We start from the raw sequence: 25,911 nt of genomic DNA on the forward strand, positions 1-25,911 counted from the left end.
GGGGCTTACCTCGCGGCCTCGGCCGTAAAGGCATAGGCAAACTCGCCCGCCTCCACGCTGACCTGCACGTGGGTCGCCGGTGTACCCAGCAGCAGGCGGTTGAGGAATTCGGTGCTGATCGCCGGCAGCATCGAGTTGGTGAGGATCGCGTCGATCATGCGCCCGCCGCTTTCCAGCTCAGTGCAGCGGCTGGCGATCAGGTGCACCACGTCGTCGCTGTAGGTGAACGGGATCTTGTGGTTGTCGGCGATGCGTTTTTCGATGCGCCCCAATTGCAGGCGGATGATGCTACCGAGCATGGCGTCGCTCAGCGGGTAATACGGAATCACCACCAAGCGGCCGAGCAAGGCCGGTGGGAACACTTCCAGCAACGGCTCGCGCAGGGCCTTGGCGATGTCATCCGGCGCGGGCATGGTCTTCGGATCGCGACACAGGCGGCTGATCAACTGAGTGCCGGCGTTGGTGGTGAGCAGGATCAGGGTGTTCTTGAAGTCGATGATCCGGCCCTCCCCGTCCTCCATCCAGCCCTTGTCGAACACCTGGAAAAACAGCTCATGCACGTCCGGGTGAGCCTTCTCCACTTCGTCCAGCAGCACCACGCTGTAAGGCTTGCGCCGCACCGCTTCGGTCAGTACGCCGCCCTCGCCATAGCCCACGTAGCCGGGTGGCGCGCCCTTCAAGGTGGAGACGGTGTGGGCTTCCTGGTACTCGCTCATGTTGATGGTGATCACGTTCTGCTCGCCGCCATACAGCGACTCGGCCAGGGCCAGGGCGGTCTCGGTCTTGCCCACGCCGGAAGTGCCGGCGAGCATGAACACACCCACCGGCTTGCCCGGGTTATCGAGGCCAGCGCGGGAGGTCTGGATACGCCGTGCGATCATCTCCAGTGCATGGCTCTGGCCGATGATGCGTTGGCCCAGGCGCTCGGCCAGGCGCAGCACGTTGTCGATTTCGTTCTTGACCATGCGGCCCACGGGGATGCCGGTCCAGTCCTGCACCACCGACGCCACGGCCTGTTCGTCGACGCTGATCAGCACCAGCGGGTGTTCGCCCTGTTGCGCGACCAATTCGTCCTGCAACTGGCGCAACTCGATCAAGCCGGTTTCACGATCGGCGGCATCGACCAACTGGCTGCGCAGGCGCTGGATCTGCTCCACCAGCGCCAGTTCGTTATCCCAGCGCCCTTCCAGCTCATCCAGGCGTTCACGTTCGCTGGCCAGCAAGGCCTCGACCGAGGCGCGACGGCTGGCGGTTTCCACGCCAATCGCGGTTTCACGCTCGATAATTGCCAGTTCGGTTTCCAGGGATTCAATGCGCCGACGGCTGTCGTCCACCTCGGCGGGCGTGGCGTGCAGGCTGATGGCCACGCGGGCACAGGCGGTGTCGATCAGGCTGACGGCCTTGTCCGGCAACTGGCGTGCCGGGATATAGCGGTTGGACAAGCGCACCGCGGCTTCCAGCGCCGAGTCCAGGATGTGCACCTGGTGGTGGTTCTGCATGGTTTCGGCAATGCCGCGCAGCATCAGCAAGGCACGGGCTTCATCGGGTTCGTCAACCTGCACGGTCTGGAAACGCCGGGTCAGCGCCGGGTCTTTTTCGATGTGCTTCTTGTACTCGGCAAAGGTGGTCGCGCCGACGGTGCGCAAGGTGCCACGGGCCAGCGCCGGCTTGAGCAGGTTAGCCGCATCACCGGTGCCGGCCGCACCACCCGCGCCCACCAGGGTGTGGGTTTCATCGATGAACAGCACGATGGGTTTGACGCTGGCCTGCACCTCGTCGATCACCGAGCGCAGACGCTGCTCGAACTCGCCTTTCATGCTTGCGCCGGCTTGCAACAGGCCCACGTCCAGGGCGAGCAACTGCACGTCCTTGAGGCTAGGCGGTACGTCACCCCGGGTAATACGCTGGGCAAAACCTTCGACCACGGCGGTCTTGCCGACCCCGGCCTCGCCAACGAGGATCGGGTTGTTCTGGCGACGGCGCATGAGGATGTCGATGACCTGGCGAATCTCTTCGTCCCGTCCGACGATGGGGTCCATCTTGCTGCTGCGCGCCTGTTCGGTGAGGTCGACGGTAAAACGCTGCAAGGCTTCCCGCTTGCTGGGCGCCACGGCGCCGAGGTCTTCACCCGGCAGCTGATAACCGTCGCTGGCAGCCATCTGCGCTTCGGGTGAGTCGTTGAGCAACGCGCCAAACTGTTCGCTCAAATCATCAATGCCAACCTTATTGAACTCCCGGGACACGCCATACAACCCATTACGCAGGCTCGGGGTTTTCAGCAGCGCCAGCAGCAAATGCCCGGAACGCACCTGGGACTCGCCGAGCATCAGGGTGGCGTAGACCCAGGCGCGTTCGACCGCCTCTTCCACCTGGGAAGACAGGTCGGTGACCGAGGTCGAGCCACGGGGCAGACGGTCCAGCGCGGCGGTCAGGTCGCGAGCCAATACCGCCGGGTCGATGCCGTAGTGGCGCACCAGCCGGAGCAGGTCCGAATCGGTAAGTTGCAGGATCTGCTGCAACCAGTGCACCAGCTCCACATAGGGGTTGCCGCGCATCTTGCAGAACACGGTGCTGCTTTCGATAGCCCGGTAGCACAGGCTGTTGAGTTTGCCGAAAAGCGCGACGCGACTGATATCAGCCATGGGCAGGTCCTTGAGAAGAAATGCGAGGGTTGATCAGCAATTGCCGATCATCGTGTTGGGGGGCTTTGCTGCTCAGCCAACTGGTCCAGCCCAGGGGCGCAGACCCCAGGCGCAGGCCCGGCAGCTGTTCTTTCTTGACGATCAGGTTGACGTCCCAGTCCATCGCCAGGCCGACGTACTGGCGCACCCAGTCCTGCACGCGCTGCAGGCTGTCGCCACCGGGCAGCAGGCGACGGGTTTGCGCGAGGTCCAGCGGGCCGATCAGCAGGCGGAATTTGTGCTGGGTGTTCCAGACTTTCTTGCCCATCACCGTGGTCTGGCCGAGCACGGCGGCGTCGGGGCCGCTGCGCAGCGCGCACAGCCCGTCGGCGGGCAAGGTCATCCAGTGGCCGACAAACTGCTCGACCTGCACCGGCACACCCAGGTAATCGCTGAGCAACGCCGCCAAGCCCTCGGCGTTGCGCGTCTGCGGCCCGAGGCGCCCGGCAAAATGCAGCTTGGCCACGTCCGGCACGGCATTGCGGTTAAGCAACGACGCCTGGCCGATGCCGATCAATGAACCCAGGTACTGGGCGAAACGGTCCGCCCCCGGCCGGTCCAGGCTCACCGCCGGTTGGGCACTGGCCCAGGCGCGGTAGAACAGGCTGATCATGCGGTGGTGGAACACGTCGCAGAACGCGGCCAGGGTCGGGTCATTCAGGTTGCGCTGGCGGTCGCGGATGTATTCGGTGAGGTGGATCGGCAACGGGCCGTTGGCGCCCATCAGGCCGAAAAAATTCAGCAGCAACTTGGGCGTTACGCCCGGCTTGAGCGCGGCGATCATCGCCGGTTCGAACGCCAGCGACGGTTGCTGGCCGAAGCGCACGGGCTCATCCGCCGGGCGCGCAGCCTGGCCAATACGCGGCAATTGCGGGAACGCGCATTCGAGTTGGCGCAGCGCGCCGTAGAAGTCAAAGCGCCCAGGGTGCGCCTCAAGGGCGCTGAGCAGGCTCAAAGGATCTCGCATCTGCCCACCCGCGCCGGCCACTGCATGATCACGCCGCGTGCCGTGCTCTTGATCACCGTTTCAGTGAACGAATTGAGTGATACGTACTTGGCGAAAAACTGCTCCAGCACCGAGCCCAGCACAAACACCCCGGCGCCTTCGAAGGCCGACTCATCCAGGGTCACACCTATTTGCAGGCCGCGCCCGTAGGTGATCGGCCCCGGCAGTGGCAGACGCCGCACGATGCTCTCGGCGGTGACCGAACGCAGGCCTTCGATCTGTTTGTGCGCGGCTTCATCGTCGATGCGGCAATACAGGCGCAGCAGGTCACGCAAGGCGGTGGCGCCCTGCTCCTTGTCCTGGTCCAGCAGCGACAAATAGTTGAGGGACAAATGGCTGACCAACCGCCACGCGGTTTCCCCTTCGGCAAACGACGCCGCCGGCACCGTCGGCCCGGCCACGCAACGCACCGACTGCACCGGCGCGCCACTCTCGACCGTGAAGTCGGTACGGCCGCTGCCCACCGGCATGCTCAACACCAGGTCGCGGTTGCTGCACAGGGTGTCGATGCCCAATTGGCGCAGGTCGCTGCGGTGCGGCGCTTCCTGGGCGTCCACCAGCGACAGGAACAGCTCGCTGCCGATGTAGCTGGAGCGCGGTCCCTGGCGCCGTTGCTGCTCGGACAGCACCCGGGTGTCGCGGCGCACCTGGTAAAAGGCCTTCGGTGGCGTGCGCGCGTGCAGGTCGTTGGCACGGTAGAACGATTCGAACGTCTGGCTGGCCTCGGCGCCGCTGCCGTAACCGGTGACGCCTTCGATCTGGTAGATCTCGTAATCCATCGGCCGCGTGCGGTCCGGGATCACGTGGTATTCCGACTGTTGGTCCGACAGGTGCACACGCTCGGTGCGCATCGGGAACAGGTTGATTGCCGGCGTGCAGTACAGGCCGAAATTGGCCGCGCTGAGGCTCTGTTCCAGCACCGGGTCGAGCTTCTTGAACAGCACGATCACGTCCAGCTGTTCCGCCGCGCAACGGCTCACGCTGTTGGCCAGCCCGACGATGTCGGCAAACATGAAGCGCTGAGGCATGGCGAAGTATTCCTGCAGCAGCCGATAGCCCTGGAACGAGCGCGGGCCCGTGGGCAGCAAGGCTTCGCTGTCGCTGTAGCCTTTGCTGCGAATCGCGCTTTTGGGCAGGAACTGGTGCCAGTCCACATGCTCCTGCACCGGCATCACCAGCACTCCCGCCGCCTGGGCCAGCAGGTGTTCGAGGATGCGCGAGGGCATGGCTTCGCCGCCACGGATGTGCAGCGCCAGGTCGTCCAGGGCCAGGTCGCTGAAGGTCAGCCCGGCGCCCACGCGCAAACGCAGGCGCAGCGCCGCCTTGACCCCGCCGAGACGCGACAGGTCGACCCCGGCCACCTGCGCACCGCAGGCAAAGTAGCGCGCCTCGACCAGCTCCACCGGCCACAGGGTCACGTCATGGGCGGTGCGGAATTCGCAGGCGGTCTGGTCGCCCTTGCCCAACTGGCTGTGCAGGGCGCTGTCACGCGGCACCGTGAACCCGGCCGCGAGGCTGCCTTCGCTCATGTCCGGCTGCAGCTGCACCACGGCCATCGACGGCGTGGGCGCCAGGTATTGCGGGTACACCAGTTCCAGCAGGTGGTTGGTAAAGCGCGGGAATTCGGCGTCGATCTTCAACTGCACCCGGGCCGCGAGGAAGCTGAAGCCCTCCAGCAACCGTTCCACATAGGGGTCGGCGCAGGCGTAGGTTTCCAGCCCGAGGCGGCCGGCGACCTTGGGGTAGTCACGGGCGAATTCACCGCCGACTTCCCGCAGATGGGCCAGTTCACGTTCGTAATAGCGCAGCAGTTTGGCGTTCACCGCACGTCCCTTGTCTCGATATCGAAGACCCGGGCCTCGCCTGCTTCCAGGTCGAGTTCGGTCTTCAGGTACAGGCGCTCGGGCAACGGTTGGCCCCACAACTCGCCATGAATTTCAAAGGCCATCTGGTTAGGACTGGCCGCCGCCCCCGAGGGCGCCACCGGCACCACACGGACGCTGTCACGTAAAATCCGCGGTTCGAAATCCCAGATCGCCTGGCGGATGCGCCGCCCCAGCTCTTCCCGGTCCAAACCTGCGGCGGTCTTGCCGGCAAGGTCCGGCAAACCAAAATTGATCACCGACTGAACCGCCAGCGGGTGTGCGCTGAGGTCGCGGAAACTGCCCAGGCTGGTGCTGTTGAGCAGCCACCCCAGGTCACGCAACACCGCCTTGCGCAGGCCGCGCATGGACAGCACACGCTTGTCACGCGGCTCCACGGCATGCTCGGTGTCGTCGTCGCTCAAGCGATCGAGCAACGACGGTTGCAAACGTTCACGACTGGTCAGCTCTGCCATGGAATTACGTTTCCTGTAGTGAGCGGGCTCGCCCCGCGCCAGCGCCAACACCGTACCAATCAAGGACGCCGTGGCGTTTCAGACAGACCGAAGCGAATGGGTTTGTGGCGGCTTCGCCACCCAGCGCGGGGCAAGCCCGCTCACTACAGAGCCTTTTCCAGAGCCTGAGTCAGATCTTCTGGTTCTTCTCCAGGTCCCACTTCTTCGGCGTGCCGGTGATCACGGTGTCGCCGGTGAAGGAGTCGTACTCGTAGCTGATGGTGGTGAAGTTGATGGAGAAGGTTTCGCTCGGGCGTTCGCCATTACTGCTGGCGGAGTAGGAGCTGATGATGGCCTGGCCGAGGATCAGCTTGAGGAACACCTGTTGCTTCTTGTCCGGGCCGCCGGTCTGGATGAAGTGGATCTCGGCATCGCCCAGGCTTTTGCCGCACACCGCCTGCATGAACAGGTCGGCCGAGGCCAGGTCGGTGGCCTTGGTCAGGGAGATTTCCGAGAACGACGGGTTGCTGGTGTCACGGTCGGTGCCGCCGCCGCTGATGGAGATCGCACGGCCCACGCCCATCTGGATGGCGTCGATGGTGATCCAGTCCTTGTGCGCGTCGACGGTGGAAGTGCCCTTGATTTGGGTGCCTTTGAAGTTGAGCAGGATCATGTTGGTTACCTTTCAGGTTGATCAGTTGGATTTGGTGGACGGCAGCTTGGAGACCAGGCGCAAGGACACGGTCAGGCCTTCGAGCTGGTAGTGCGGGCGCAGGAAGAACTTGGCGCCGTAGTAGCCGGGGTTGCCTTCGATTTCTTCCACCACCACTTCGGCGCCGGCCAGGGGTTTGCGGGCCTTGTCGGCGTCGGTGGCGGTGGCCGGGTTGTGCTCCACGTAGCGGCCGATCCAGTTGTTGAGCCACACCTGCATGTCGTCGCGTTCCTTGAACGAGCCGATCTTGTCGCGCACGATGCACTTCAAGTAATGGGCGAACCGGCAGGTGGCGAACAGGTACGGCAGGCGCGCGGCCAGGTTGGCGTTGGCGGTGGCGTCCGGGTCGTCGTATTCGGCGGGTTTGTGCATCGATTGCGCGCCGATGAAGGCAGCCAGGTCGCTGTTCTTCTTGTGCACCAGCGGCATGAAACCGTTCTTGGCCAGCTCGGCTTCGCGGCGGTCGCTGATGGCGATTTCGGTCGGGCAGGTCATGTCGACGCCACCGTCATCGGTCGGGAAGGTGTGCACCGGCAGCCCTTCCACCACCCCGCCGGATTCGATGCCACGGATCTGCGAGCACCAGCCGTAGTGCTTGAACGAACGGTTGATGTTCACCGCCATGGCATACGCGGCGTTGGCCCAGGTGAAGTCCTTGGCGCCGGCGCTGTCGGTGGTCTCTTCGAAATCGAAGGCTTCCACCGGGTTGGTCTTGGCACCGTAGGGCGCACGGGACAGGAAGCGCGGCATGGCCAGGCCCACGTAACGCGAGTCTTCACTGGCGCGGAAGCTGCGCCAGGCGGCGTGCTCGGGGGTCTGGAAGATCTTGGTCAGATCCCGTGGGTTGGCCAGTTCCTGCCACGATTCCATCAGCATCACGCTGGGGTCGGCCGCCGTGATCAACGGGCAGTGGGCCGCCGCGCTGACGCGGGCCATCTGGGTCAGCAGTTCCACGTCCGGCGCGCTGTTGTTGAAGTAGTAGTCGGCGACAAATGCACCGTACGGCTCGCCGCCGAACTGGCCGTATTCCTCTTCGTAGAGCTTCTTGAAGATCGGGCTCTGGTCCCAGGCCACACCCTTGAACTTGCGCAGGGTCTTGTGCACTTCGTTCTTGGAAATGTTCATCACCCGGATCTTCAGGGTCTCGTCGGTCTCGGTGTTGTTGACCAGGTAATGCAGGCCGCGCCAGGCGCTTTCCACGCCCTGGAATTCCTCGTGGTGCAGGATGTGATTGACCTGTTCGGTGAGCTTCTGGTCGAGGGCGGCGATCAGGCCTTCGATGGTGCCGAGCACGTCGTTGGGCATCAGCTGCGTGCCTTGCAACGCCTGTTCAGCCAGGGTGCGCACGGCGGTTTCCACCGCTTCCTTGGCCTTGTCGGTCTTGGGCTTGAACTCTTTTTGCAGCAGGCTGGCGAAGTCGCCGGCGTCGAACGCCGTGGTGGGGGCAAGCTGCCCTGGCTGTTCAGATTGGGTCGTGGACATGAAGGCATCCTCAAATTTTGGGCAAAGCGTCCCCGTACCGGGGCAAACAGGGCACCGGCGGCGTTAACGTTTTTTCAGTTATTCAGGTTGTTTGGGTGCACTGCTCAAGGCTTGCATCACGGTCGGATCGCTGAGCAGCTTGGCCAGCAATTCCTCGGCGCCCACCTTGCCGTCCATGTAGGTCAACAGGTTCGACAGTTGGCTGCGGGCCGTCAGCAATTGGTTGAGGCTCGGCACCTTGCTGGCGATGGCGGCCGGGGTGAAGTCGTCCATCGATTCGAAGGTGATCTCCACCGGCAGGTTGCCTTCACCGGTCAGGGTGTTGGGCACCTGGAACGCCACGCGCGGCTTCATGGACTTGAGGCGCTCGTCGAAGTTGTCGATGTCGACTTCCAGGAACTTGCGCTCGGCCACCGGTGGCAGGGGCTCTGCCGGTTTGCCGGAGAGGTCCGAGAACACGCCCATGACGAAGGGCAACTGCACGGTCTTTTCCGCCCCGTAGATCTCCACGTCGTATTCGATCTGCACACGTGGCGCCCGGTTGCGAGCGATGAACTTCTGACTGCTTTCTTTGGCCACAGGAATAGCTCCGGTGAGTGGGGGTGAGTACTAAAAGGGTCAGTCGTCGCTGTTGCGAATACCGCTGACCAGCGCCAGTTGCGCGAGACCGTCAGGTGCGAGGTCTTGCAGCAATTCCATGAAATTCTTGTCGATCAGCTTCTTGGCCCGTTGCAGCAGAATCGGCACCGGGCTTGCGGGTTCAAAGGTCTGGAAATAGGTGCACAGGCGGTCGATGGTCTGGCGTGCGTCTTCGCGGCTGTTGATCTCACCGCGCACGGCTTGCGGCGCAGCGACAGCGATGGGCGCCGTGGCAGTGACGACCGGTGCGGCTTCGATGGGCGCAACACCTGGCAGACGGCGACGGATCACTTCGCCGGCGCGGCGCAACAGGGTCGCCAGGCCGCTGAGGTCGATGGCACGGCCCACGCCGACCTTCTCGGTGAGCAGCTGCTCGATCTGCACGCTGTGCTTCAAGGCTTGCGCCAGGGCCGCCTCAGTGGCGCTCAGGTTCTGGGGGTCGGCTTCGGCAAACGCGCCGTCGATGATCGCCAGGTTCGCATTCTCGCCGTCACTTTGCTCACCGGTGGCCGACTCCACCTGCCGCAGGCTCACGCTGCCCAGGCTCCGAGCGCTGACCAGCGGCGCATCCAGCACGTCGCGCAGCAGGCCGGTGGGCTCGCACAGGAACGCAAGAATGTTGATGCGCAGCAGCGGGTCGTTGTCGTCGTCGGGATCGAGTTGTGGGTGCAGGCCGTCCCAGCAGTTTTCCAGCAGGGCCTGCACCAGCGCCAGGCCTGCGGCGAGGCCGACAATACCGTTGAGGTTGAGCTGGGCGCGGGTCAGCCAGATGGCCAGGCGCAAGTCGCGGCTGCGCTCCATCAGCGGCAGCGCGAGGGCCATCACCCGTTTCCAGCTCGGCTCGATGGCCTGGGTGATGGTGTCGCCGTACTGCACTTCGGGCTTGCCGAGGGCTTCTTCTTCCAGCTCGAGAAACTGGGGGTCGTATTCGAAGTTCTGGCCACAGGCGTCGGCCTCGCTCAATGGCAAGGCCAGCGCGGTGAAATCCAGTGGTTGAGCTTCGGTGGGCAGGCCCATCGTACTTCCCTCGTTCAAGTTGTTCTGGGAATAGAACAAGCGAGGGAAATGATTTATTCCGCGCGGCGAGAAAAATTCTTAATGCGCGCTTTCTTCCTCGACGCGCCGCCGGTGGGACTCGGCATACGCGGCTTCGCGGGCCGTCAGCAGCGGGTCATCCGAAGGGCCGATGCCGGCGGGCAGTTCCAGCGGGTTGAAGTCCACATCGCGGCAGGCACCTTCCACCTGGGACTGCTGGCGGTCGATGACCAGGGTGCCGGCGTTGATCTGCCGCCGCCCTTCCGGCCAGCGCACGGTGGCGTCGGTGGTCACATCGCCGGGGTTGGCCAGGGTGATGATCAGGTGCCAGCGCACCGGGCCTTGCTCCAGCCGGGTGGCGAAACCGAAGGCGAGGAAGTCCGGGTCGCGGGACTGCCCGGCTGTCATGGGCGTGTAAGGCGTCTCTGGCACCATGCTCCAGCGCACGAAGTGCACCCGGCCGCTGGCGTCGGTCATGCGAAAGGCATTGACACTGTAGAACGTGGAGTTATCAAACCCCGACGCCTCTGGGTGGGAGGCCAGCCAGTTTTCGAACGGGCGGATTTCGGGGTGGCTGTTTTTGAAGGCCTGCATCTTTTGCGGGTCGGGGCCGCTGCCGCCGTACTCCGGCATCGAGGCGCGCAGCTGTTCGTAGAGGCCTTCGGGGGTATTCACCGGGAACACCGGCACGGAGTTCATCGCCATGTACCAGGCCTCGCCTTCCGCGTCGGCCAGGCGCAGGGCCATGCTGCGGATCATGCCGTGCACGTCGGCCTGGGCCGGGTCGCCCCCGGCCGCCGACAAGCGGCCGATCAACGGGAAGTTGCCACGTTGTAACAAGGACGCGCTGGAAATCTCTACCGCATTACCGTTGCTTTCAAAATGGCCGCTGATGCACTGGCCCTTGGCATGGTTGCGACGAAACCCGGGGTGGGTGCCGCCCGCCACGGCTTCCATCTCATCGACGATTTGCACGGCTGTGGGGGACGCAGGATGGAACGACGGCAGCAGCCAGGCGGCGAGGCCTGTGACCACCACGGCAGCAAGGGCGAGGGGCAGGTAATGACGTTTTTGCAGCGAGAAGGTTGTTTTCATCTAGCTATCTGGGATCGCAGCATTGGGAACCCATGCCCGACCCCAGAGCGGTTATTTCTGGATAGCGGCGATCCACATCGGCGCAGGCACAGCAGCAAACAGCTGGGCCGCACTTCGGTCGGCGACAAGTCGGGCAACGGCGTTGAGGTCTACACCTTGTTCGGGCTCGCCGATCAGCGCGTAGCCCAGTTCAGACTGGCGCCAGGTTACTACGTTCATCTGCGCGACGCTTTGCTGGGTGATCGACTGGTCCGGCTTGGGCTCCTTCATCACGCACAGCGCCACCGGCGCGCCATTGGCCGGCAGGTACACCAACTGAATCAAAGCCTTGTTGTTGAAGCGCAGGCGTTGCACGCGCTTGAAGGTCAGGCCGGCGGAACTCAGGTCGGGCACGCGCAGGGCCAGGCCGTCGATGTCACGGATATCGGCGAGGGTCTTGGTGACCACATCCGAGGGCTGTGCGCCGTAGGCGACGGTTTCACGGGTGTACAGATGCTGGTAGGCGGCCGCCTGCTGAACCCAGGGAGAGGTCTGGGCAACGGCCGGCGCACTTGCATCAAAACCGGGCTTGAGGGCACCGCTGAATGCACCAACCTGGAGCACCAGGGCATAGCAGGCAGCACCGGCAACGAACGTCAGGGCCGGCCATGCAAATTTAGGTTGGAGGAACGCGAACAGGCGCGAGAAAACGCTGTCTGCTTTACCGGACGGATGGGCAGCCGCGCGTTGAGCAGGTGCCGCCTCGGGTTCGGCCGCCGCCGAATGCTGGGCAGCCAGGGCCGCGATACTGAGCTTGAGGCTCTCGGGCACAGGCGGCAGGTTCTGGCGGGCGAAGGCTTCTTCATAAGGCAGGCACGAAGCCATCAACCGAGAGACGCGCTCAGCCAGGTCCGGCGACGCATCGATCAGCCGCTCAAGCTCCTGGTTCTGTTGCGACGAAAGCTCGCCGTCAACATAGGCCATTAGCAAGGCATCATCCGCTACCATGGGGTTATCTCTCCGTTTGTCATCAATCAGTTTCTGCTAGGTGGTTCTCGGCCTTATGGGCCGAAGCGGCGAGTCAGCGGGTAGCGACAAGCCATCATATTGACATCAATCCTGCCCTGGCAACAGGCCAGAACACTTTCTAAAAGCAGCCGCAAAAACACTCGGCGACACGTACAAAGACATTAAGAAAACACCCTGGAACTGAAAATATTCCCAGGGCCGAATAAATCTTATATGTTTCACCATGTGTAGGGGTATTTTTCCTGACACGATTGTCAGAATGTTTGGCCTGGTACCTGCATAAGCTGTCAATAACCTTTCAATACCCTGCCAAACTGATACATTTTGTTAACGACTTGATACAATTCGCCGTCATCAAAGGAGCCCCAGCACCGCAAAAAGGACGCCGCGACACAGGCATCCGCTACGGTATCGACCTCGTAGCCTGACCGCACCATTTTAGGCATCAAGAAATAAAAAGAGGAAATATGTCGATCACCGGTGCTGACTTACCCGCACTGCTTCCAGAACTGCTGCCACGCCTGTGGGCATTCGCGTTGCGCATTTCCGGCGACAAGCACGATGCCGAAGACCTGGTTCAGCTCGCCTGCGTGCGTGCGCTGGAACGCTCCCATCAGCTGCAGCCCGACACTTCGGTACTGAGCTGGATGTTTTCGATTGTCCACTCCACCTGGATCAACGAACTGCGTTCACGCAAGGTGCGCAGCCGTTCGCGCATGGACTGGAACGACGAATTCCTCGAAACCGTCAGTGACCCCGAGGCGCCCAACCCGGAGTCGGACCTGATGCACCGGCAGATCATCGAAGCCGTAGAAAAACTCCCCGACGGCCAGCGCGAAGTCATGCTGCTGGTGGGCGTCGAGCGCTTCAGCTACAAGGAGGCTGCCGAGATGCTCGACTTGCCAATCGGTACGGTGATGAGCCGGCTGTCACGGGCGCGTCAAGCAATCGGCGCGCTTTTTGATTCGCCAAAAAGCAAACCTTTGCGCGCTCGCCCCGCCAATTCGTCAACCTCCTGAAACCGCTCTAGGCCGGCGTCCGCAACGGGACCACCCGAAGGACTACGCCAGCCCTCCTCCCTCCCCGCGAAATGCACTGGGGCTCACCCCCGTCCAGCGCTTGAACGCCCGTCGAAAGCTGCGCACATCGCTGTAGCCGACCTCTTCGGTGATCCGCTCGATCGACAACCCCGGGTTGCCCAGCAAGCCCATGGTGCGCGCACGCCGCACCTGTTCCAGCAGGCCCTCGAAGGTCAGCCCGTGCTCGGTGAGGCGTCGGCGCAGGGTGCGGCCGCTCATGTTGAGGTCGCTGGCGACCTTCTCCAACTGGCTGCCTTGCAGGTCGCGAGAGATGGCGCGTTCCACCGCCTGGATGAGGTCCATCTTCTGGTGCAACTGCGCGCTTTCCAGCTCAAGTAATTCCAGGGCCTGACGCAACGCCAAGGCATGGTGATTGGGCAAACGCACGTCCATCCAATGGGGCGCCAGCACCATGCGGTTGTGCAGGCAGCCGAACCGCACGTCATCGCCGAACAGGCGCTGGTACTCCGCTGCATAGGGCGGCGCGGCGTGCATGAACTCGACCCGCAGCGGCATAAAGTCCGCCCCTACCAACGCGCGGCCGTACACCATGATGCTGGCGAAGAACTCCTCAGCGGCAAACACCTGCACCTCGGCGTAGGGCAGCAGGCACTCCACGTCGATGAATACTTCGTGGACGCTTTCATGGGTGCGGGTGGTGGCGATGCCGCCGGAGGTGTGCTGGTGGCGCTCGCCGATGGCGAAGGCATCGCGCAGGGTCTTGCACAGGGAAATCACGTGGCCGAGCAAGCCCAGGGTGCCCAACACGTTCTGGTGCCCCACACACAGGCCCAGGCCCTGGTCGGGCAGCACCTTGAGCGCGCGCTGGATCATCGCGACCGCTTGGCGATAGGAAATGCGTTGGGCCGGGTCATCCAGGTCGGCCAGGGTGAACCCCAAGCCACGGCACAGGGCTTCGGCACTGGCGCCCTTCTGCGCCACCACCTGCCCAAGGGTCTGCAACAGGAACGGCGACACGAGCGCCAGCTCGAATTGTGGGTCAACGGCTTTCCTTTGCATGGATCACGGGTTCCTGACTGAGTGCTTCAGTTCTTGTTTTAGAAACATTCTGACAATCATAGGCGCTTGCAAGAGTCGTTGCATACTGAGTGAAACCTGTCCGGCAAAGTCCCCTTATCTGTCCTCCAAAACCCTGCCTCACTGCGCGCCGAGGGCTTATTTCTATGGCCTGCGGTGCCCTAACAATAATAAAGAGGCCAGACATGAACCCCACCCGTGCGTTTCACCCCCTGCATTTTGCGCTGTTGAGCCTGATCAGCCTGCCGGCCCTGGCCACCGAAGGCGGCGTCGACAACATCGGCCCCGGCACCGATGGTTTCTACATCCTGCCCCTGGACGTGAACAACCTGCCGGACCATATGTTCGCCTTCAACCTGTATTACAACCACTACGAGGCGCGCAAACTGGACATCAGCTCCCTAGGCGGCAAGGTGCCGGACGTGCGCATCAAGTCCGACGCCATCATCCCGCGCCTGGACTACCTGAGCCCGGTGCGCATCTTTGGCGGGCGGCTGGGTGGCTACATCGCGCAGCCCTACCTCAAGCAGCAGGTGTCGCTGTTCGGTATGGCTGACACCCGCGAAAGCATGGGTGACACCACCGTCGCGCCGATCATCCTGTGGGACATGGGCAAGGACCTGACCCTGGCCGCCGCCGTGGAAATCACCCTGCCCACCGGCGAATACGACGCCACGCGCCTGGCCAACACCAGCAATAACTTTTACACCTACAAACCGCTGGTCTCGGCCACCTGGATGCCCAACGCGCGCACGGAACTGTCGATCAAGACCACCTACAGCTTCAACGAAGAGAACCACGACACCGACTACCGCTCCGGGCAGATCTTCCACTTCGATTATTCGGCCAGCTACAAAGTGACCGACAACCTGAGCCTGGGGGTCAACGGCTACTACCTCAAGCAGACCACCGACGATAAGCAGTACGGGCGCACGGTGGTCAACATCTTCGGCGAGGACGTGAACGACGGCGTGCGCGGGCAGGTGTTTGCGATTGGGCCTGCGGTGTATTTCACCTTTCTCAAATACGCCAGTGCGGAGATTCGCTGGGCCAAGGAATTCGACGTGAAGAATCGCCCGGAGGGTGACATGTTGTGGGCGAAGCTGACGATTCCGTTTGCCCTGTAAAATGTGGGAGCTGGCTTGCCTGCGATGGCATCACCTCGGTGTGACTGACACACCGAGGTGCCTGCATCGCGGGCAAGCCAGCTCCCACATTTTTACCTCGGGGTGTCAGGTGTAGACGGGCCAGGTGTCGACGATCTTGCCGCCACGTACCGCGAGCAAATCACCGAACTGCAGCAGCACGAACTCACTCTGGGTGGGCCGCAGGAACACCTGGTCCTCGACATTCAAACCCACCGACGGCGAGCCGTTGACCATCTCCTGGTTCGAACTGCGCCCATACAGGTCATTGCTTTGCAGCCCCTGGGGCGATTCGAATTCGGCCATCCAGTTGCCGCCATAGATAAAAAACGTGCTGCGCTGGTTCGGGTCCCACCACGAGAACACCCGCGACTTGCCGTCCAGCGCCGGGATGTTCACCGGCCCGGTGCTTTTTAATACCGGCGTGGCAATAAATGCGGCGGGCACGTGCTCGCTGAGGGACGCCAGGTCGTAATGGGTAGGCTTGAGCAACGCCGTGCCCACCGACACTTCCGTGCTCAAGCGTTCTTGCTCATGAATGCGATAGCTCGGGCTGCCGGCGGTGTTCAAGGTCAGCCCTTCCCTCCACAACCCGGTAACGTGCTGGCGGGTGAAATCGACATAACCGTTGTAGCGTTGCATCACCTGCTCGAACAGCGCCTGGGGCGAACCAAGGATCCCCGGCACGCCCATGCCCACGAACGGGTCATAGCCCATGAAACCGGCAAATGCCAGGTGCTGCGGGTGGGTGCCGATCAGCGTGAGCATCTGCCCCAGCACGGCGTGATCGCTGATGCCGCCACGGTGCAACCCCACGTCCAGCTCGATATTGACCTGCAAGCGCGTACCCAGGCCCTGCGCCAACTCCAGGTATTGCTGCAGACGCTGCGGCGTGTCCAGCAACCACTGCAATTGCCGCGCAGGGTCGAACGTGCCCCTGTGGGTTTGATAAAACAGCTCGGCCGACCGCACCGGCAGCGGCTTGCCGATCAGGATATCGGCCTCGGGAAACACTTGGGCGTCATGGTTCAAGAAAGGCTGATGAAACGACATCAAGCGCTGCGTTCCCGCGCGCTTGGCGATGTACGCCAACAGCCCTGGCGACGGCAAAGACTTCTCCACCAGCCGCAGGTGCTTGCCGCCGCGCTTCACCGACTGCATCACCACGTCGATGTTGTGGTCCAGGCGGTCAAGGTCGATCAGCATCACCGGGCGCATCGGCCCGTGGGCCTTGAGTTCGGCATTGAGGGTGCGGAAATACTCGCTGTAGTGGCCGCCGCGATCACTCGGGCGCAGCAGCCAGGCACCGGCCGCCAGCACGGCAGCGCTGCCCAGTACAAAATGTCGGCGGTTCATCAGGCCACTCCCAGGATGGATGACAGGTGTGCATTGAGGAATTTGCCGCTGGGGTCCAGCTCGCGGCGTACCCGGGTAAATTCGTCCCAGCGAGGGTACAGCGGCTGCAAGGTGCGGGCGTTGAGGGTGTGTAACTTGCCCCAGTGCGGACGCCCGGCGTACTTCCAGAAAATCGGCTCCACGGCGGCAAAGAAGTTGTGATGGTCCATCGCGTAGTGCTGGTGCACGGAGATCGAGCAACTGTCGCGGCCTTCGAACATGCTCAAGGGGATATTGTCGGCCTTGACGTAGCGGTACTCGATGGGAAACCAGGTGCGCAGGTCCTTGTCGTTGATCAGCTTGAGGATTTCCCGCAGGCACGCCGGGCCATGCTCAGCGGGCACCGAGTACTCCATCTCGTTGAAACGCACATTGCGCACATTGGCGTACACCTGGAACGACTCGGCCACCCGGTCCTGGAAACTGGCAAAGAACCGCAGGCTGTTGAGCAAGGTGCGGCGCGTGTCGGGGAAATCACTGGCGTACTTGTCGAGCTTCTCGATGATCGTCACGAACTCATTGCCACCCGCCTCGGCCGGGTCGATGGGTGGGGTCTCGGGGTCGGTGGTTTCGTTGAGCGCGATGGACAAGGCGTAGTCGGAATGGGTGACCACCAGCATCTCCCAGTGCTGGTTTTCCCGGGTGTTCTTGTCGACGTCTTCCAGCAGTTCTTCGGTCTTGGCGATCCACTGGCGCTCCCGCAAACGGTACGGCGTGCGGTTCTGCGAGCGGATCCGGGTGGCCACGCCCAAGGCGCCGAGGGACACCCGGGCCGCACTGAATACCTCGGGGTGATGCTCGGCGTCGCAATCAAGCACTTCGCCCTGGGCCGTCACCAGTTGCATGCCGGTGACGCAGCCGGAATACGAGGTGAAGCCCACGCCTGTGCCATGGGTGGAGGTGGAAATCGCCCCGGCCAGGGTCTGGTAATCGATATCGGCCATGTTCGGCAGCGCCTGCCCCACCGCCTTGAGCGCCGGCCCCATGCGCGACATCGGCGTACCGGCTGCGAAGGTGGCTTGCAGGGTGGCAGGATCATGCTCCAACAGGCCATTGAAATAGCTCAGGGACAACAGCGTGCCGTCGGTTGGCACCAGCGCGCTGAACGAATGGGCCGACCCCACTGGCCGAATGGTGCCCGGCGCCTGGCGTATCACCTGCACCAGTTCATCCAGGTCCTTCGGCGCCAGGCGCGCCAAGGGCAGGCAGGTCTGCGCCCCCGACCAGTTGCGCCACGGAATCAGGCGTGGCGCACGCGCCAATTGGGCCAGCACCGGGTTGCTGGTCAGCGCCAGAAAGGCGCCGGCAGCCGCCGAACGTTGCAAGAGTTGCCGCCGTGAAAGCGTCATCCACCACCCCTTCTTATTGTTGGATTTGAGTACCGGACATAAAGCTGATCAGCGCCAGGAACTGCTCTTCGGAACACTGCATGCACAGGCCCATCGGCGGCATGCCGTTGTAGCCGTTGATGCTGTGGTCCAGCAGGGTGTCCGCGCCCTGGGCCACACGCGGGCTCCAAGCGATGCGGTCGCCGGTCAGCGGCGCGCCGGACGCCGGGTTGGCGTGGCACAGCTTGCAACTGGTGTCGTAGACCTGGGCCAGCGCCGGGTCGGCGGGCATGGCGGTGGCAGCGGAGGCGCTTTCAGGACGGGGTTTGGGTTTATCGTCACAGGCCGTCAGCAGGCCGAGCAGAGCCAACAATAACGCGATGCGGCGCATGGCCACCCTCTCTTCTTATTACGGTGGAAAGTGCAGTCCACACTAAGGCAGCCGACTCGCGGCGTTGAGGGTTTTGGGGGACACAAAGGGGGGCTTGGGCGGCCAGCCACCCTGCCCCCGCATTGGGCGGTCAGGCCTGCAGCAGGCCTTCGAGGGCGGTGCGCAGCGCAGGCAGTTGCGCCACACGCAGGCCAAAGGTGCTGCCGAGCAACGCCAGCAATTCATCGGCACTGTCGAGGGTGCGCTTTTCGCTGGGCTGGTCAAGGGAGTGGACCGCGTAGTTCGTGTTGTTCAAGGTATAGCGTTTGCCCGGCGCCAGCAGCGCGGCTTTCAACTGGCCCACGAACGTCGAGCCCGGGTGCGTGGAGACGTACCAGTTGCCGATTTCATAGTCGATAGCCACCTGCTCTTGCAGGTCGAACACATACAGGCCGCGCCACTCCTCGGCGACCTGGGCCCACAGCGTGTACTGCCCCTCATGGTGGGTCAGGCGATAGGGTTCGTGGGCGGTGGCTTGCGGCGCTTCGGTGTCCAGGCGCAACGGGCTACTGGGCACCATGCCGCCAAAGCCGACGTCGGTGATATAGCGCACCCCGTCCAGTGTCACCAGGCTCAGGCGATGGGTACGCCCGGTGCGCACGTCCGGCGGCCCGCCCATCACCACCCAACCGGTAATGCCCCGCGCTTCGAAGCCCAGCTCCTGCAACAGCGCCAGGAACATCTGGTTCAGCTCATAGCAATAGCCACCGCGCCCGTCGAACAACACTTTCTGCTCGACGCTGGCCAGGTCGATCGGCACCGGCAGGTGCATCAAGGTCGACAGGCTCTCGAACGCAAAGGTACACACATGCCGCAGTTGCAGCTCTTGCAAGGTCTGCAGGGTCGGCGGTGGCGGCGCGTCATAACCCAGGCGCTGCAGGTAGCGCTGGCTGTGGGACAGGTGGGGCATGGCACATTCCTTGGGCACGTGGCAGAGGCGTCACTATGCCGCGCCAGCGTGCACCTTGTCATTTTGAATGAACCTTTTGCGACGCCAACCTATCCATCTATAACAAGACAGGGAGGCAACATGAGTTCCGCAAAAATCTACACCATCCATTATCAGTTGCACGGTCAACCGAAGTCCTTTGTGGTACGCGCCGAAGTGATGAACAACGCCGAGGCCTGGCACTGGGCAGCGGTGGATGCCGACATCGCCCACGTCAGCCGCGTGGGGCGTGTGGGGCATGAGCAGGTCAAGAAAACCACACGGCCCTGGGCGGAGAAGTTCGGGATTACTGAGGTGACGTGGGTTGCGCCGAAGTGAAAGGAAAAGCCCCGCCTTATAAGGCGGGGTTTTTGCGGGTTATTTGCCTTTTTCAAAGGTGGCGGGCTATAAAATCAAAGATTCGACAGCTACCTGAACGCTGACATCTAGAATGCCCACCAAACCCTCCGCCCAAGCCTCCCGCGTCGAGTACACACGCCGCATCAACCGTGTGCTCAACCACATCGACGCGCACCTCGATCAACCGTTGGACGGCGCGCAGCTGGCCGACATCGCCAATTTCTCGCGCTTCCATTTTCATCGGATCTTCGCCGCCTGGATGGGCGAAACCCTGGGCAGCTATGCGCAGCGTCGGCGGCTGGAGAAAGCCGCCTTTCGGTTGTCCTGTGGCACTCCGGAAACCGTACTGGAAACCGCATTGGCCACCGGCTTCCAATCCGGTGAAGCCTTTGCGCGGGCCTTCAAGCTCAAGTTCGGCTGCACGCCCTCGGCCTGGCGCGCCACCACGCTTGAGCGGCTCAAAGCCCAGGCCGCCGCGATTGGGCAGTCGCCCGGCAGCCAGGAGAGCAATCCTGATCAGGTCTTCGGCAATCCACATCAGGCGGGCGAGCGCGAGTTCGGCGAATCTGACGGCTCTTATCAGCCAGCGGAAGCCTTTGCCATGGAAGTACGCATCATCGATTTACCCAAAGCACGTGTCGCGTACCAACGTTTGATCGGCCCCTACGGGCCTGCCATCGGCGAGTTCTGGCGCGGGGTCATGGCGCCATGGATGCATTCCCATGGCCTCAGCGATCAAACCTGCTACGGCATAGGCTATGACGACCCGTCGCTCACCCCCGCGAACAAGTGCCGCTATGACGCGTGTGTCGAAGTACCGGCGCAGTTTGTCGCCAGCGGCCAGGCCGATATCCAGACGCTGCCGGGCGGTCGGTACGCCGTGGCGCGCTTCAAGGGCAAACCGGAACAGATCGCCAACGCCTGGATGTGGCTGACGCGAGAATGGATGCCGTCCAGCGGGCTGCAATGCGACGACCGGCCATGCTTCGAGATGTTTTCGGCGCCTGCGGTGATTGATCCTAGGACCGGTGAGTTCAACTGCGAGATTTGCATTCCGGTGCGGGCGTTGTAATGGCAACCCACCGTTGAAGTACCGCCAGGTGCGGGATAGGATCTGGACGTCCGCCTTGGGCTGAGCGTTGCCATCGAACATAGGCAAGTCAGGCCCGATTCTACACCCGTCTAGACACTGAGAACAGCCACATGGGCGCCCCCATCATCATCGGTGAAAGCTACAACCTTTGGATCAGCAATGCCCTGAAGGATGCTTTTTGCGACGTGCTGACCCGTGTCGCAACACTGGAAGGCCACGACATCATGGCCATTTATGAGGACGCGCCAGGGGTGGCGGGCACCTATGGCGTGAGCGGTGTGGGTATTTATCTCGATGAATTTTATCGCTACCTCGGCGGGTTCTCGGGCGTACGGCGCCACATCGATATTTGCCGGGCGCGCTTGCACGAGGTCGCCGAGGCCTGCACGTTGACGCCGTCGGGGACGAAGCGGATGGCGCACATACTGGCGTGGGTGGCCTACCACATGGATGGCAACCCCGTTTCAGAAGGCTGCTTTGTCTATGAAGATTGGCCGCCGGACGCCGCATACGCCCCCAGCAATTGCGCCACCTCCTGATAACACCGCGCCAACTCCCCTGCCCCCAGCAACCGCAACCCCTGTGCCGTGCGTCGAGCCTGAACCGCGTTCATTCCAGGCTCAAACGCATGCCTGGAGAGCCGACGAATACCCCGCTGCGCACACCGCGCAACCGGTGTGCCCGGCGCCAGTTCCCGTGTCCTGGCATACACCCGGCCCAAGCTGCGACTCAGTTGCAACGACAACACGCCCACCGCGTCACGCTCGCCCCCCGGCAAGGCCTGCAACGACACCATCCGGTGCTGTTGCCTGGCCTGCCATTTCAGCAGGTCCATCCGCGCGCCATCGCGCAGTAACCGCCCGGTGCTTGTGTGCAGTGCCCGTCTCAGTGCGCGCACCTGGGCGGCGGGGTTTCTTGGCAATATCTGGAAAGCCAGCATGCAGATCGCCAGCGCCACCGGCCAGGCGAGGGCCTGGTTGGCGAAGTCGGTAAAGTCGTAGTGGGCGGTGCCACCGGTGCCGACCAGCGTGTTGAAGGCGATCAGGTAGGCAATGGCCTGCAAGGCATGACGTGGCTGAGTCGTGGCCTCTATTCCCCACACCCAGAAGGCGATCAGCACCACCGCCAGCAACGCGAAGCCGCTGATGTGCGGCAGCAGCAGAAACTTGCACGCGGCCGCCGCCACGATGCCGTAAATCGTGCCCCTGAACAGACCGGCAAGGCCCTGAGTAGGCGTGGGACTGGTCGCCAGCAAGGTGCAGGATGGGCCCAGCACCGCCAGCAATGTTGGCCCCTGGTCCCACGCCGTGAAGTACCAGACGGCAGCGGTCGTCAGGGTCGCGACCAGGGCGCGCAGGCCGTTGAGCAAGGCGTCGCCGTAGTGCCGGTGGAAGCTAACTGCACGGGCCGGCGCCGGAGTGTTGTGTTCGAGACAGGCGAAGTTCTGTAAGGCATTGGAGAGGTCCGCCAGCGGATCGCTCAGCTGTACCGACTCTTCATCAAGGCCCATTTGCAACGCCCTGACCTGCGCGGCCGTCCTGGAAAAGTCCCCACGGGTTTCAGCTAGTTGTTGCAGGGTCTCAGCCACGCCCACGAGCGGCTGGCTGACCGACAGGTGTTGCAGGGCCACGGCCTGCAGATACGCCAGCCCCGCCTGCAGCGTCGCGGACCTGGTACGGATCAACACGGATTCGCCTCGACCGATCCCCAGCAGGTCATCCACCTTGGCGATGTCGAGGGCGAGTTGGCGCCGTTCGGCAGCGGCTACACCCTCCCCCTTGAACTGGCTCGCCAGCAACCGCAGTGCTCGCGAAGAAACGTCCTTGAGCATAGGGCCCAGACGCCGCTCGACCGTCTTACGCCCAAACAAGGAAGCCACCAGGCTCAGGCTCAACACGCCCAGCACCACCGCCGTGCCCCGCGTGACCAGATGATCAAAGCCTTGCTGCGGCGCGACGATGGCCGGGCCCAGCGCCAGGCACACCGTGTACCCCGCCACCACCGCCGCCGTGGCGTGGTAGTGCCGCAGCAGGGTCATGCCAGCGACACACAGCCCCAACCACACGCCAATCCCAAGGATGAACAGCAGCATTTTCTGCGCGAACAACCCCAGCAAAATCACCGCCACCAGGAGCCCCAGCGCAGTCCCCACCACCCGCATGAAGCCTTTGCCGATCACCGCGCCCTGGAGCGGATGGATCAGCAACAACACCGTCGACGCCGCCGAGAACGGCGAGTCCAGGTGCAATTGAAAACCCAGCCACAACGCCAACGTCGCCGCCATCACACTGCGCGCCACGTAGCCCCAGGTGGCCTGGGTCCACGGCCGAGGCAGTGCGGCCCATAGCCGCCCCACGTACCCGGCCATCACATGAACGCCTGCAGCCAGCGCGACAGCCGCCAATGCGGCGCGCTCCCGGGCTCGGTCACTTCGACACTGGCCGTCATCCCGGCTGCCAGCTCCACGCCCTCGGGCACCGCGTCCAGCTCGATGCGCACCGGCACGCGTTGCGCCAAGCGTATCCAACTGAACGTCGGCGCCACCTGGGGCAAGCCGCTGTCGCTGCGCAACTCGTTACCGTCGGCAATACCCCGGCCGATGCTCGCCACATGCCCTTCCAGCAACGGTGCAAAGCCCATCAGCTTGATCGAGGCCGGCGCACCCACCCACACGCCCGGCAGCTTGGTCTCTTCGAAGTACCCGGTGACCCAGAAACTGTGGCCGTCAACCACATAGATGTTGGTGCTGCCCGCCACCGCGTAATCCCCCGGTTGCAGGCGAAGTTGCGTGACGTAGCCGTCCACCGGCGAACGAATCGTCGTGCGCGCCAGGTCCAGTTCGGCCTGGGCCAACTGGCTCTGCGCCGCGTCCATCCGCGCCTTGGCCACGGCCAGGTCTTGGGCAGCGTTGTCGGTTTCTTCCCGCGCAATCGCATCGCCCAACTGAGTGCGACGCCGGAACTGCGCCGTGCGCTGCGCCAACACACTGCGCGCCTCGGCCAGCTCGGCCATGCGCTGCTGCTGGGCCAACAGGTAGGCACGCTGATCGATCTGATACAGCAACGCGCCCTTGGTCACCCACTGGTTGTCGCCCACCAGCAACCGCTCGACCTGACCGGACACCTCGGGCGCGATCCGCAATACCTGCGCGCTGACCCGCCCGTCCCGCGTCCAGGGCGCCAGCACATAGGCACGCCACAACTGCGTGCAAAACAGCAAGGCCACCAGCCCCAGCACCAGCGTCACCAGGATTTTCAGGGTGTTATTGAGCCTCATGTCGTCGCCCTCACAGCTTCAGCACTAGGGTGGAAAGCACAATCAGCGAGACAAAAAACCGCGTGAGGCTGGGGTGCCAGGTCCAGTCCAGCCACCGGCGCATCAGCCGCTCCAGCACCGCATACATCAAAGCCGCAGCGCCCACATAAAGCAGAAACGGCGGCAGGTAGAGATTGGCAAACGTGATTTCGCTGAGCATTGCAGAAGTCTCACCATCAGCCTTCACCTTGAAGGCCCTGCTGCCATGGTAGGCAGTGCCCGGGCGTGCCGATATTGAGTATGCTGCCAACTTATAATCAAATTCAGACACCTGAGTGCCGCGCAATGGACGAGACAACCCTCTACACCGTGGGCCAGTTTGAACTCGATGATTTCACGCAACCCGCCGTCGCAGTGATGCTCGGCACCCAGCGCAACAACGCCGAATACGCCGTACACACCCACCGCAAAGGCCAACTGGTGGTGGCCTGCCACGGCGGCATCGTGTGCACTGTGGAAGACGGCGTCTGGATGGTGCCCACCGGTTTCGGCGTATGGATCCCCGCCGGCGTCGCCCACAGCAACCGCATCACCGCCAACGGCAAAGTCGGCTTCCTGTTCATCGAACCCGGCGCCGCCACCCTCCCGGAAAAATGCTGCACCCTGGTGCTGTCGCCCCTCATCCTCGAACTGATCCTGCACCTGAGCACCCTGCCTCAGGACTACCCCCCCGAGAGCCCCACCGCCCGGCTTGCAGGTGTGCTGATTGAACAAATGGAACAGGCACCGTCGGAACAGCTGTACCTGCCCCTACCCGCCTCGACTCAGTTGCGCGCCATTGCCCGCCAACTGGCCCAGGCACCAGACAATCGCAGCACCATGGCCGAGTGGGCGAAGCAAGTGGCGATGAGCGAACGGTCCCTGGCGCGGTTGGTGAAGCGGGAAACGGGGCTGACGTTTGGGCAATGGCGCAAGCAGTGGCAGATTATCGTGGCGCTGCAGAGCTTGGCCGAGGGGGAGTCGGTGCAGCGGACTGCGGAGGCGTTGGGGTATGAGTCGGTGAGTTCGTTTATCAGTATGTTTAGGAAGACGTTGGGGGCTTCGCCGGGGAGGTATGTGCGGGGGGTTGGGGGTGTGAGGATTTCTAGGGGGTTGGGGTGAGGCGGGGGGATTGGGTAGAAACTTTGAGGGGGGACTGGCTGCTTTCGGCCAAGAACGGACGCTCAGAAGCGACCGCTACCAACCCTTAATGGCCTGTCATAACAGTAGTTGTGCATTTTTGGGACTAAGTTCCTGAGGTTTCGCCTAGGCAGCAAACTTATGCTAGATGACTTTGCCGGACGCATTCAAAATTCTGATAGGTGAGCGATGTTCAAAGAATATGGGTTGTTTCTGCATTCATGCGACTCTGAAGACTACTGGTCGGATGAAGGCATTGATGTTGCCGGTGCTCAGGTCTCTGAATTCACCGCGTCTGACTGGTGCGAACTTGAATCCGCCATTGTCGTGAAGCCTGATATGTGGCTGCGCCGATGTGCCGAATCGCTCACCGATTGCAATGATGTACACGCGTTGCAGATACTGTTAAGGCTGCTTGAAGCGAAAGAGGAATCGGTAGTCATTCATGCGCTTGAGTCAATCGATGCGCTCTTTTTAGCCAGTTAAATACGGAACGTGAGCCCTGTCATCACGGCCTTGAACGAAAGGGTTGATGCTTCCACTCGGACCCTGGAATTGACGGTGGCTACCTTGATCAGGAAGCTCAAATAACGAACGACGGATGTATTGCCCGGACGGTTACGAAACAGCTCCGAAAGGGGAGGTAATCCCGCAGCCTACTTGGTCGACCGTGGCCATGTGGCCGGTATGTACCATTGAATAGCAA

The 25,911-nt window shown here is 62.8% G+C and carries 25 protein-coding genes; 7 read left to right on the top strand and 18 right to left on the bottom strand.

The window, feature by feature from the left end; genetic code table 11:
- Window positions 1-5 precede the first annotated feature (5 nt).
- From tssH to AC07OV_RS06430, 10 genes are all read right to left on the bottom strand, one after another.
- Window positions 6-2,642, bottom strand: a complete 2,637-nt coding sequence (gene tssH, locus AC07OV_RS06385) for a type VI secretion system ATPase TssH (RefSeq protein ID WP_495091810.1) — start codon at window positions 2,640-2,642, stop codon at window positions 6-8.
- Window positions 2,635-3,648 carry a type VI secretion system baseplate subunit TssG gene (gene tssG / locus AC07OV_RS06390; protein ID WP_218172596.1) on the bottom strand — a complete coding sequence of 338 codons (1,014 nt, stop codon included), beginning with the start codon at window positions 3,646-3,648 and terminating at the stop codon, window positions 2,635-2,637. Before tssG ends, tssH begins: the two co-directional genes overlap by 8 nt.
- Complete coding sequence (gene tssF / locus AC07OV_RS06395) at window positions 3,633-5,510, bottom strand: type VI secretion system baseplate subunit TssF (protein WP_176995463.1); 1,878 nt, start codon at window positions 5,508-5,510, stop codon at window positions 3,633-3,635. The genes tssG and tssF overlap by 16 nt, the downstream gene beginning before the upstream one ends.
- Complete coding sequence (tssE, locus tag AC07OV_RS06400; RefSeq protein WP_176995462.1) at window positions 5,507-6,025, bottom strand: type VI secretion system baseplate subunit TssE; 519 nt, start codon at window positions 6,023-6,025, stop codon at window positions 5,507-5,509. The genes tssF and tssE overlap by 4 nt, the downstream gene beginning before the upstream one ends.
- Window positions 6,026-6,194: 169 nt before the next feature.
- Window positions 6,195-6,677: an Hcp family type VI secretion system effector gene (locus AC07OV_RS06405; protein ID WP_176995461.1), complete on the bottom strand. Its 483-nt coding sequence runs from the start codon at window positions 6,675-6,677 to the stop codon at window positions 6,195-6,197.
- Window positions 6,678-6,698: 21 nt separating this feature from the next.
- Window positions 6,699-8,198, bottom strand: a complete 1,500-nt coding sequence (gene tssC / locus AC07OV_RS06410; RefSeq protein WP_494996854.1) for a type VI secretion system contractile sheath large subunit — start codon at window positions 8,196-8,198, stop codon at window positions 6,699-6,701.
- A 78-nt stretch (window positions 8,199-8,276) separates the two neighbouring features.
- Window positions 8,277-8,777 (bottom strand): type VI secretion system contractile sheath small subunit, encoded by a 501-nt coding sequence (gene tssB / locus AC07OV_RS06415; RefSeq protein ID WP_176995459.1) that lies wholly within the window; start codon window positions 8,775-8,777, stop codon window positions 8,277-8,279.
- Between the two features lie 39 nt (window positions 8,778-8,816).
- Window positions 8,817-9,854 (bottom strand): type VI secretion system protein TssA, encoded by a 1,038-nt coding sequence (gene tssA, locus AC07OV_RS06420; protein ID WP_495091811.1) that lies wholly within the window; start codon window positions 9,852-9,854, stop codon window positions 8,817-8,819.
- A gap of 78 nt (window positions 9,855-9,932) precedes the next feature.
- On the bottom strand, window positions 9,933-10,967 hold the full coding sequence (locus tag AC07OV_RS06425; RefSeq protein WP_495091812.1) for a catalase family peroxidase: 1,035 nt from the start codon (window positions 10,965-10,967) through the stop codon (window positions 9,933-9,935).
- Between the two features lie 51 nt (window positions 10,968-11,018).
- Entirely contained in the window at window positions 11,019-11,954 is a 936-nt protein-coding gene (locus AC07OV_RS06430; RefSeq protein WP_495091813.1) for an anti-sigma factor family protein, read from the bottom strand.
- 488 nt (window positions 11,955-12,442) lie between these two features.
- On the opposite strand from AC07OV_RS06430, the gene AC07OV_RS06435 reads away from it, so the two are divergent.
- Window positions 12,443-12,994 carry an RNA polymerase sigma factor gene (locus AC07OV_RS06435; RefSeq protein WP_176995456.1) on the top strand — a complete coding sequence of 184 codons (552 nt, stop codon included), beginning with the start codon at window positions 12,443-12,445 and terminating at the stop codon, window positions 12,992-12,994.
- Window positions 12,995-13,036: 42 nt separating this feature from the next.
- On the opposite strand, the gene AC07OV_RS06440 is transcribed toward AC07OV_RS06435, so the two are convergent.
- A complete protein-coding gene (locus AC07OV_RS06440; protein WP_495091814.1) occupies window positions 13,037-14,074 on the bottom strand; it encodes an AraC family transcriptional regulator in 1,038 nt (345 codons plus the stop codon).
- 203 nt (window positions 14,075-14,277) lie between these two features.
- Here AC07OV_RS06440 and AC07OV_RS06445 point away from each other — a divergent pair, with 203 nt between their 5' ends.
- The gene (locus tag AC07OV_RS06445) at window positions 14,278-15,219 is read left to right on the top strand and encodes a SphA family protein (RefSeq protein ID WP_495091815.1); all 942 of its coding nucleotides are present in this window, start codon (window positions 14,278-14,280) and stop codon (window positions 15,217-15,219) included.
- Window positions 15,220-15,324: 105 nt separating this feature from the next.
- Here AC07OV_RS06445 and AC07OV_RS06450 read toward each other — a convergent pair whose 3' ends face one another.
- The 4 genes from AC07OV_RS06450 to AC07OV_RS06465 all read right to left on the bottom strand — a co-directional run bounded on the left by AC07OV_RS06450 (window position 15,325) and on the right by AC07OV_RS06465 (window position 19,300).
- Entirely contained in the window at window positions 15,325-16,533 is a 1,209-nt protein-coding gene (locus AC07OV_RS06450) for a DSD1 family PLP-dependent enzyme (RefSeq protein ID WP_495091854.1), read from the bottom strand.
- A gap of 59 nt (window positions 16,534-16,592) precedes the next feature.
- Entirely contained in the window at window positions 16,593-17,921 is a 1,329-nt protein-coding gene (locus AC07OV_RS06455) for a D-arabinono-1,4-lactone oxidase (protein ID WP_495091855.1), read from the bottom strand.
- A gap of 73 nt (window positions 17,922-17,994) precedes the next feature.
- Window positions 17,995-18,351, bottom strand: coding sequence for a c-type cytochrome (locus tag AC07OV_RS06460; RefSeq protein ID WP_495091816.1), 357 nt, complete (start codon window positions 18,349-18,351; stop codon window positions 17,995-17,997).
- Window positions 18,352-18,481: 130 nt separating this feature from the next.
- Window positions 18,482-19,300 (bottom strand): arylamine N-acetyltransferase family protein, encoded by an 819-nt coding sequence (locus tag AC07OV_RS06465; RefSeq protein ID WP_495091817.1) that lies wholly within the window; start codon window positions 19,298-19,300, stop codon window positions 18,482-18,484.
- A gap of 120 nt (window positions 19,301-19,420) precedes the next feature.
- Here AC07OV_RS06465 and AC07OV_RS06470 point away from each other — a divergent pair, with 120 nt between their 5' ends.
- The 3 genes from AC07OV_RS06470 (at window position 19,421) to AC07OV_RS06480 (ending at window position 21,310) form a co-directional block, all read left to right on the top strand.
- Complete coding sequence (locus AC07OV_RS06470) at window positions 19,421-19,657, top strand: DUF6555 family protein (protein ID WP_176995451.1); 237 nt, start codon at window positions 19,421-19,423, stop codon at window positions 19,655-19,657.
- A gap of 112 nt (window positions 19,658-19,769) precedes the next feature.
- The gene (locus AC07OV_RS06475) at window positions 19,770-20,750 is read left to right on the top strand and encodes an AraC family transcriptional regulator (protein ID WP_495091818.1); all 981 of its coding nucleotides are present in this window, start codon (window positions 19,770-19,772) and stop codon (window positions 20,748-20,750) included.
- Window positions 20,751-20,881: 131 nt separating this feature from the next.
- Window positions 20,882-21,310 carry a hypothetical protein gene (locus tag AC07OV_RS06480; protein WP_495091819.1) on the top strand — a complete coding sequence of 143 codons (429 nt, stop codon included), beginning with the start codon at window positions 20,882-20,884 and terminating at the stop codon, window positions 21,308-21,310.
- On the opposite strand, the gene AC07OV_RS06485 is transcribed toward AC07OV_RS06480, so the two are convergent.
- The 3 genes from AC07OV_RS06485 to AC07OV_RS06495 are packed head-to-tail and all read right to left on the bottom strand — an operon-like array spanning window position 21,253 to window position 24,246.
- Window positions 21,253-23,139: an FUSC family protein gene (locus tag AC07OV_RS06485; RefSeq protein WP_495091820.1), complete on the bottom strand. Its 1,887-nt coding sequence runs from the start codon at window positions 23,137-23,139 to the stop codon at window positions 21,253-21,255. The two genes, AC07OV_RS06480 and AC07OV_RS06485, sit on opposite strands and share 58 nt — an antisense overlap.
- Window positions 23,139-24,047 carry an efflux RND transporter periplasmic adaptor subunit gene (locus AC07OV_RS06490; protein ID WP_495091821.1) on the bottom strand — a complete coding sequence of 303 codons (909 nt, stop codon included), beginning with the start codon at window positions 24,045-24,047 and terminating at the stop codon, window positions 23,139-23,141. The genes AC07OV_RS06485 and AC07OV_RS06490 overlap by 1 nt, the downstream gene beginning before the upstream one ends.
- A 10-nt stretch (window positions 24,048-24,057) precedes the next feature.
- Window positions 24,058-24,246, bottom strand: a complete 189-nt coding sequence (locus AC07OV_RS06495) for a DUF1656 domain-containing protein (protein WP_176995445.1) — start codon at window positions 24,244-24,246, stop codon at window positions 24,058-24,060.
- Between the two features lie 125 nt (window positions 24,247-24,371).
- Here AC07OV_RS06495 and AC07OV_RS06500 point away from each other — a divergent pair, with 125 nt between their 5' ends.
- Window positions 24,372-25,187, top strand: coding sequence for an AraC family transcriptional regulator (locus AC07OV_RS06500; RefSeq protein WP_495091822.1), 816 nt, complete (start codon window positions 24,372-24,374; stop codon window positions 25,185-25,187).
- A 207-nt stretch (window positions 25,188-25,394) separates the two neighbouring features.
- Window positions 25,395-25,691 (top strand): HEAT repeat domain-containing protein, encoded by a 297-nt coding sequence (locus AC07OV_RS06505; RefSeq protein WP_495091823.1) that lies wholly within the window; start codon window positions 25,395-25,397, stop codon window positions 25,689-25,691.
- Window positions 25,692-25,911 lie beyond the last annotated feature (220 nt).

It is taken from the genome of Pseudomonas sp. GW821-FHT09A09, from assembly GCF_059418405.1.

Bases quoted from the DNA above. Each gene is read 5' to 3' on its own strand.
- AC07OV_RS06405 (WP_176995461.1), bottom strand. From the start codon at position 6,677: ATGATCCTGCTCAACTTCAAAGGCACCCAAATCAAGGGCACTTCCACC.
- AC07OV_RS06495 (WP_176995445.1), bottom strand. From the start codon at position 24,246: ATGCTCAGCGAAATCACGTTTGCCAATCTCTACCTGCCGCCGTTTCTG.
- AC07OV_RS06430 (WP_495091813.1), bottom strand. From the start codon at position 11,954: ATGGTAGCGGATGATGCCTTGCTAATGGCCTATGTTGACGGCGAGCTT.
- AC07OV_RS06470 (WP_176995451.1), top strand. From the start codon at position 19,421: ATGAGTTCCGCAAAAATCTACACCATCCATTATCAGTTGCACGGTCAA.
- tssH (WP_495091810.1), bottom strand. From the start codon at position 2,642: ATGGCTGATATCAGTCGCGTCGCGCTTTTCGGCAAACTCAACAGCCTG.
- tssC (WP_494996854.1), bottom strand. From the start codon at position 8,198: ATGTCCACGACCCAATCTGAACAGCCAGGGCAGCTTGCCCCCACCACG.
- AC07OV_RS06460 (WP_495091816.1), bottom strand. From the start codon at position 18,351: ATGCGCCGCATCGCGTTATTGTTGGCTCTGCTCGGCCTGCTGACGGCC.
- AC07OV_RS06475 (WP_495091818.1), top strand. From the start codon at position 19,770: ATGCCCACCAAACCCTCCGCCCAAGCCTCCCGCGTCGAGTACACACGC.
- AC07OV_RS06435 (WP_176995456.1), top strand. From the start codon at position 12,443: ATGTCGATCACCGGTGCTGACTTACCCGCACTGCTTCCAGAACTGCTG.
- tssE (WP_176995462.1), bottom strand. From the start codon at position 6,025: ATGGCAGAGCTGACCAGTCGTGAACGTTTGCAACCGTCGTTGCTCGAT.
- AC07OV_RS06445 (WP_495091815.1), top strand. From the start codon at position 14,278: ATGAACCCCACCCGTGCGTTTCACCCCCTGCATTTTGCGCTGTTGAGC.
- AC07OV_RS06440 (WP_495091814.1), bottom strand. From the start codon at position 14,074: ATGCAAAGGAAAGCCGTTGACCCACAATTCGAGCTGGCGCTCGTGTCG.
- AC07OV_RS06505 (WP_495091823.1), top strand. From the start codon at position 25,395: ATGTTCAAAGAATATGGGTTGTTTCTGCATTCATGCGACTCTGAAGAC.
- AC07OV_RS06485 (WP_495091820.1), bottom strand. From the start codon at position 23,139: ATGGCCGGGTACGTGGGGCGGCTATGGGCCGCACTGCCTCGGCCGTGG.
- tssA (WP_495091811.1), bottom strand. From the start codon at position 9,854: ATGGGCCTGCCCACCGAAGCTCAACCACTGGATTTCACCGCGCTGGCC.
- AC07OV_RS06500 (WP_495091822.1), top strand. From the start codon at position 24,372: ATGGACGAGACAACCCTCTACACCGTGGGCCAGTTTGAACTCGATGAT.
- AC07OV_RS06425 (WP_495091812.1), bottom strand. From the start codon at position 10,967: ATGAAAACAACCTTCTCGCTGCAAAAACGTCATTACCTGCCCCTCGCC.
- tssG (WP_218172596.1), bottom strand. From the start codon at position 3,648: ATGCGAGATCCTTTGAGCCTGCTCAGCGCCCTTGAGGCGCACCCTGGG.
- AC07OV_RS06490 (WP_495091821.1), bottom strand. From the start codon at position 24,047: ATGAGGCTCAATAACACCCTGAAAATCCTGGTGACGCTGGTGCTGGGG.
- AC07OV_RS06465 (WP_495091817.1), bottom strand. From the start codon at position 19,300: ATGCCCCACCTGTCCCACAGCCAGCGCTACCTGCAGCGCCTGGGTTAT.
- AC07OV_RS06480 (WP_495091819.1), top strand. From the start codon at position 20,882: ATGGGCGCCCCCATCATCATCGGTGAAAGCTACAACCTTTGGATCAGC.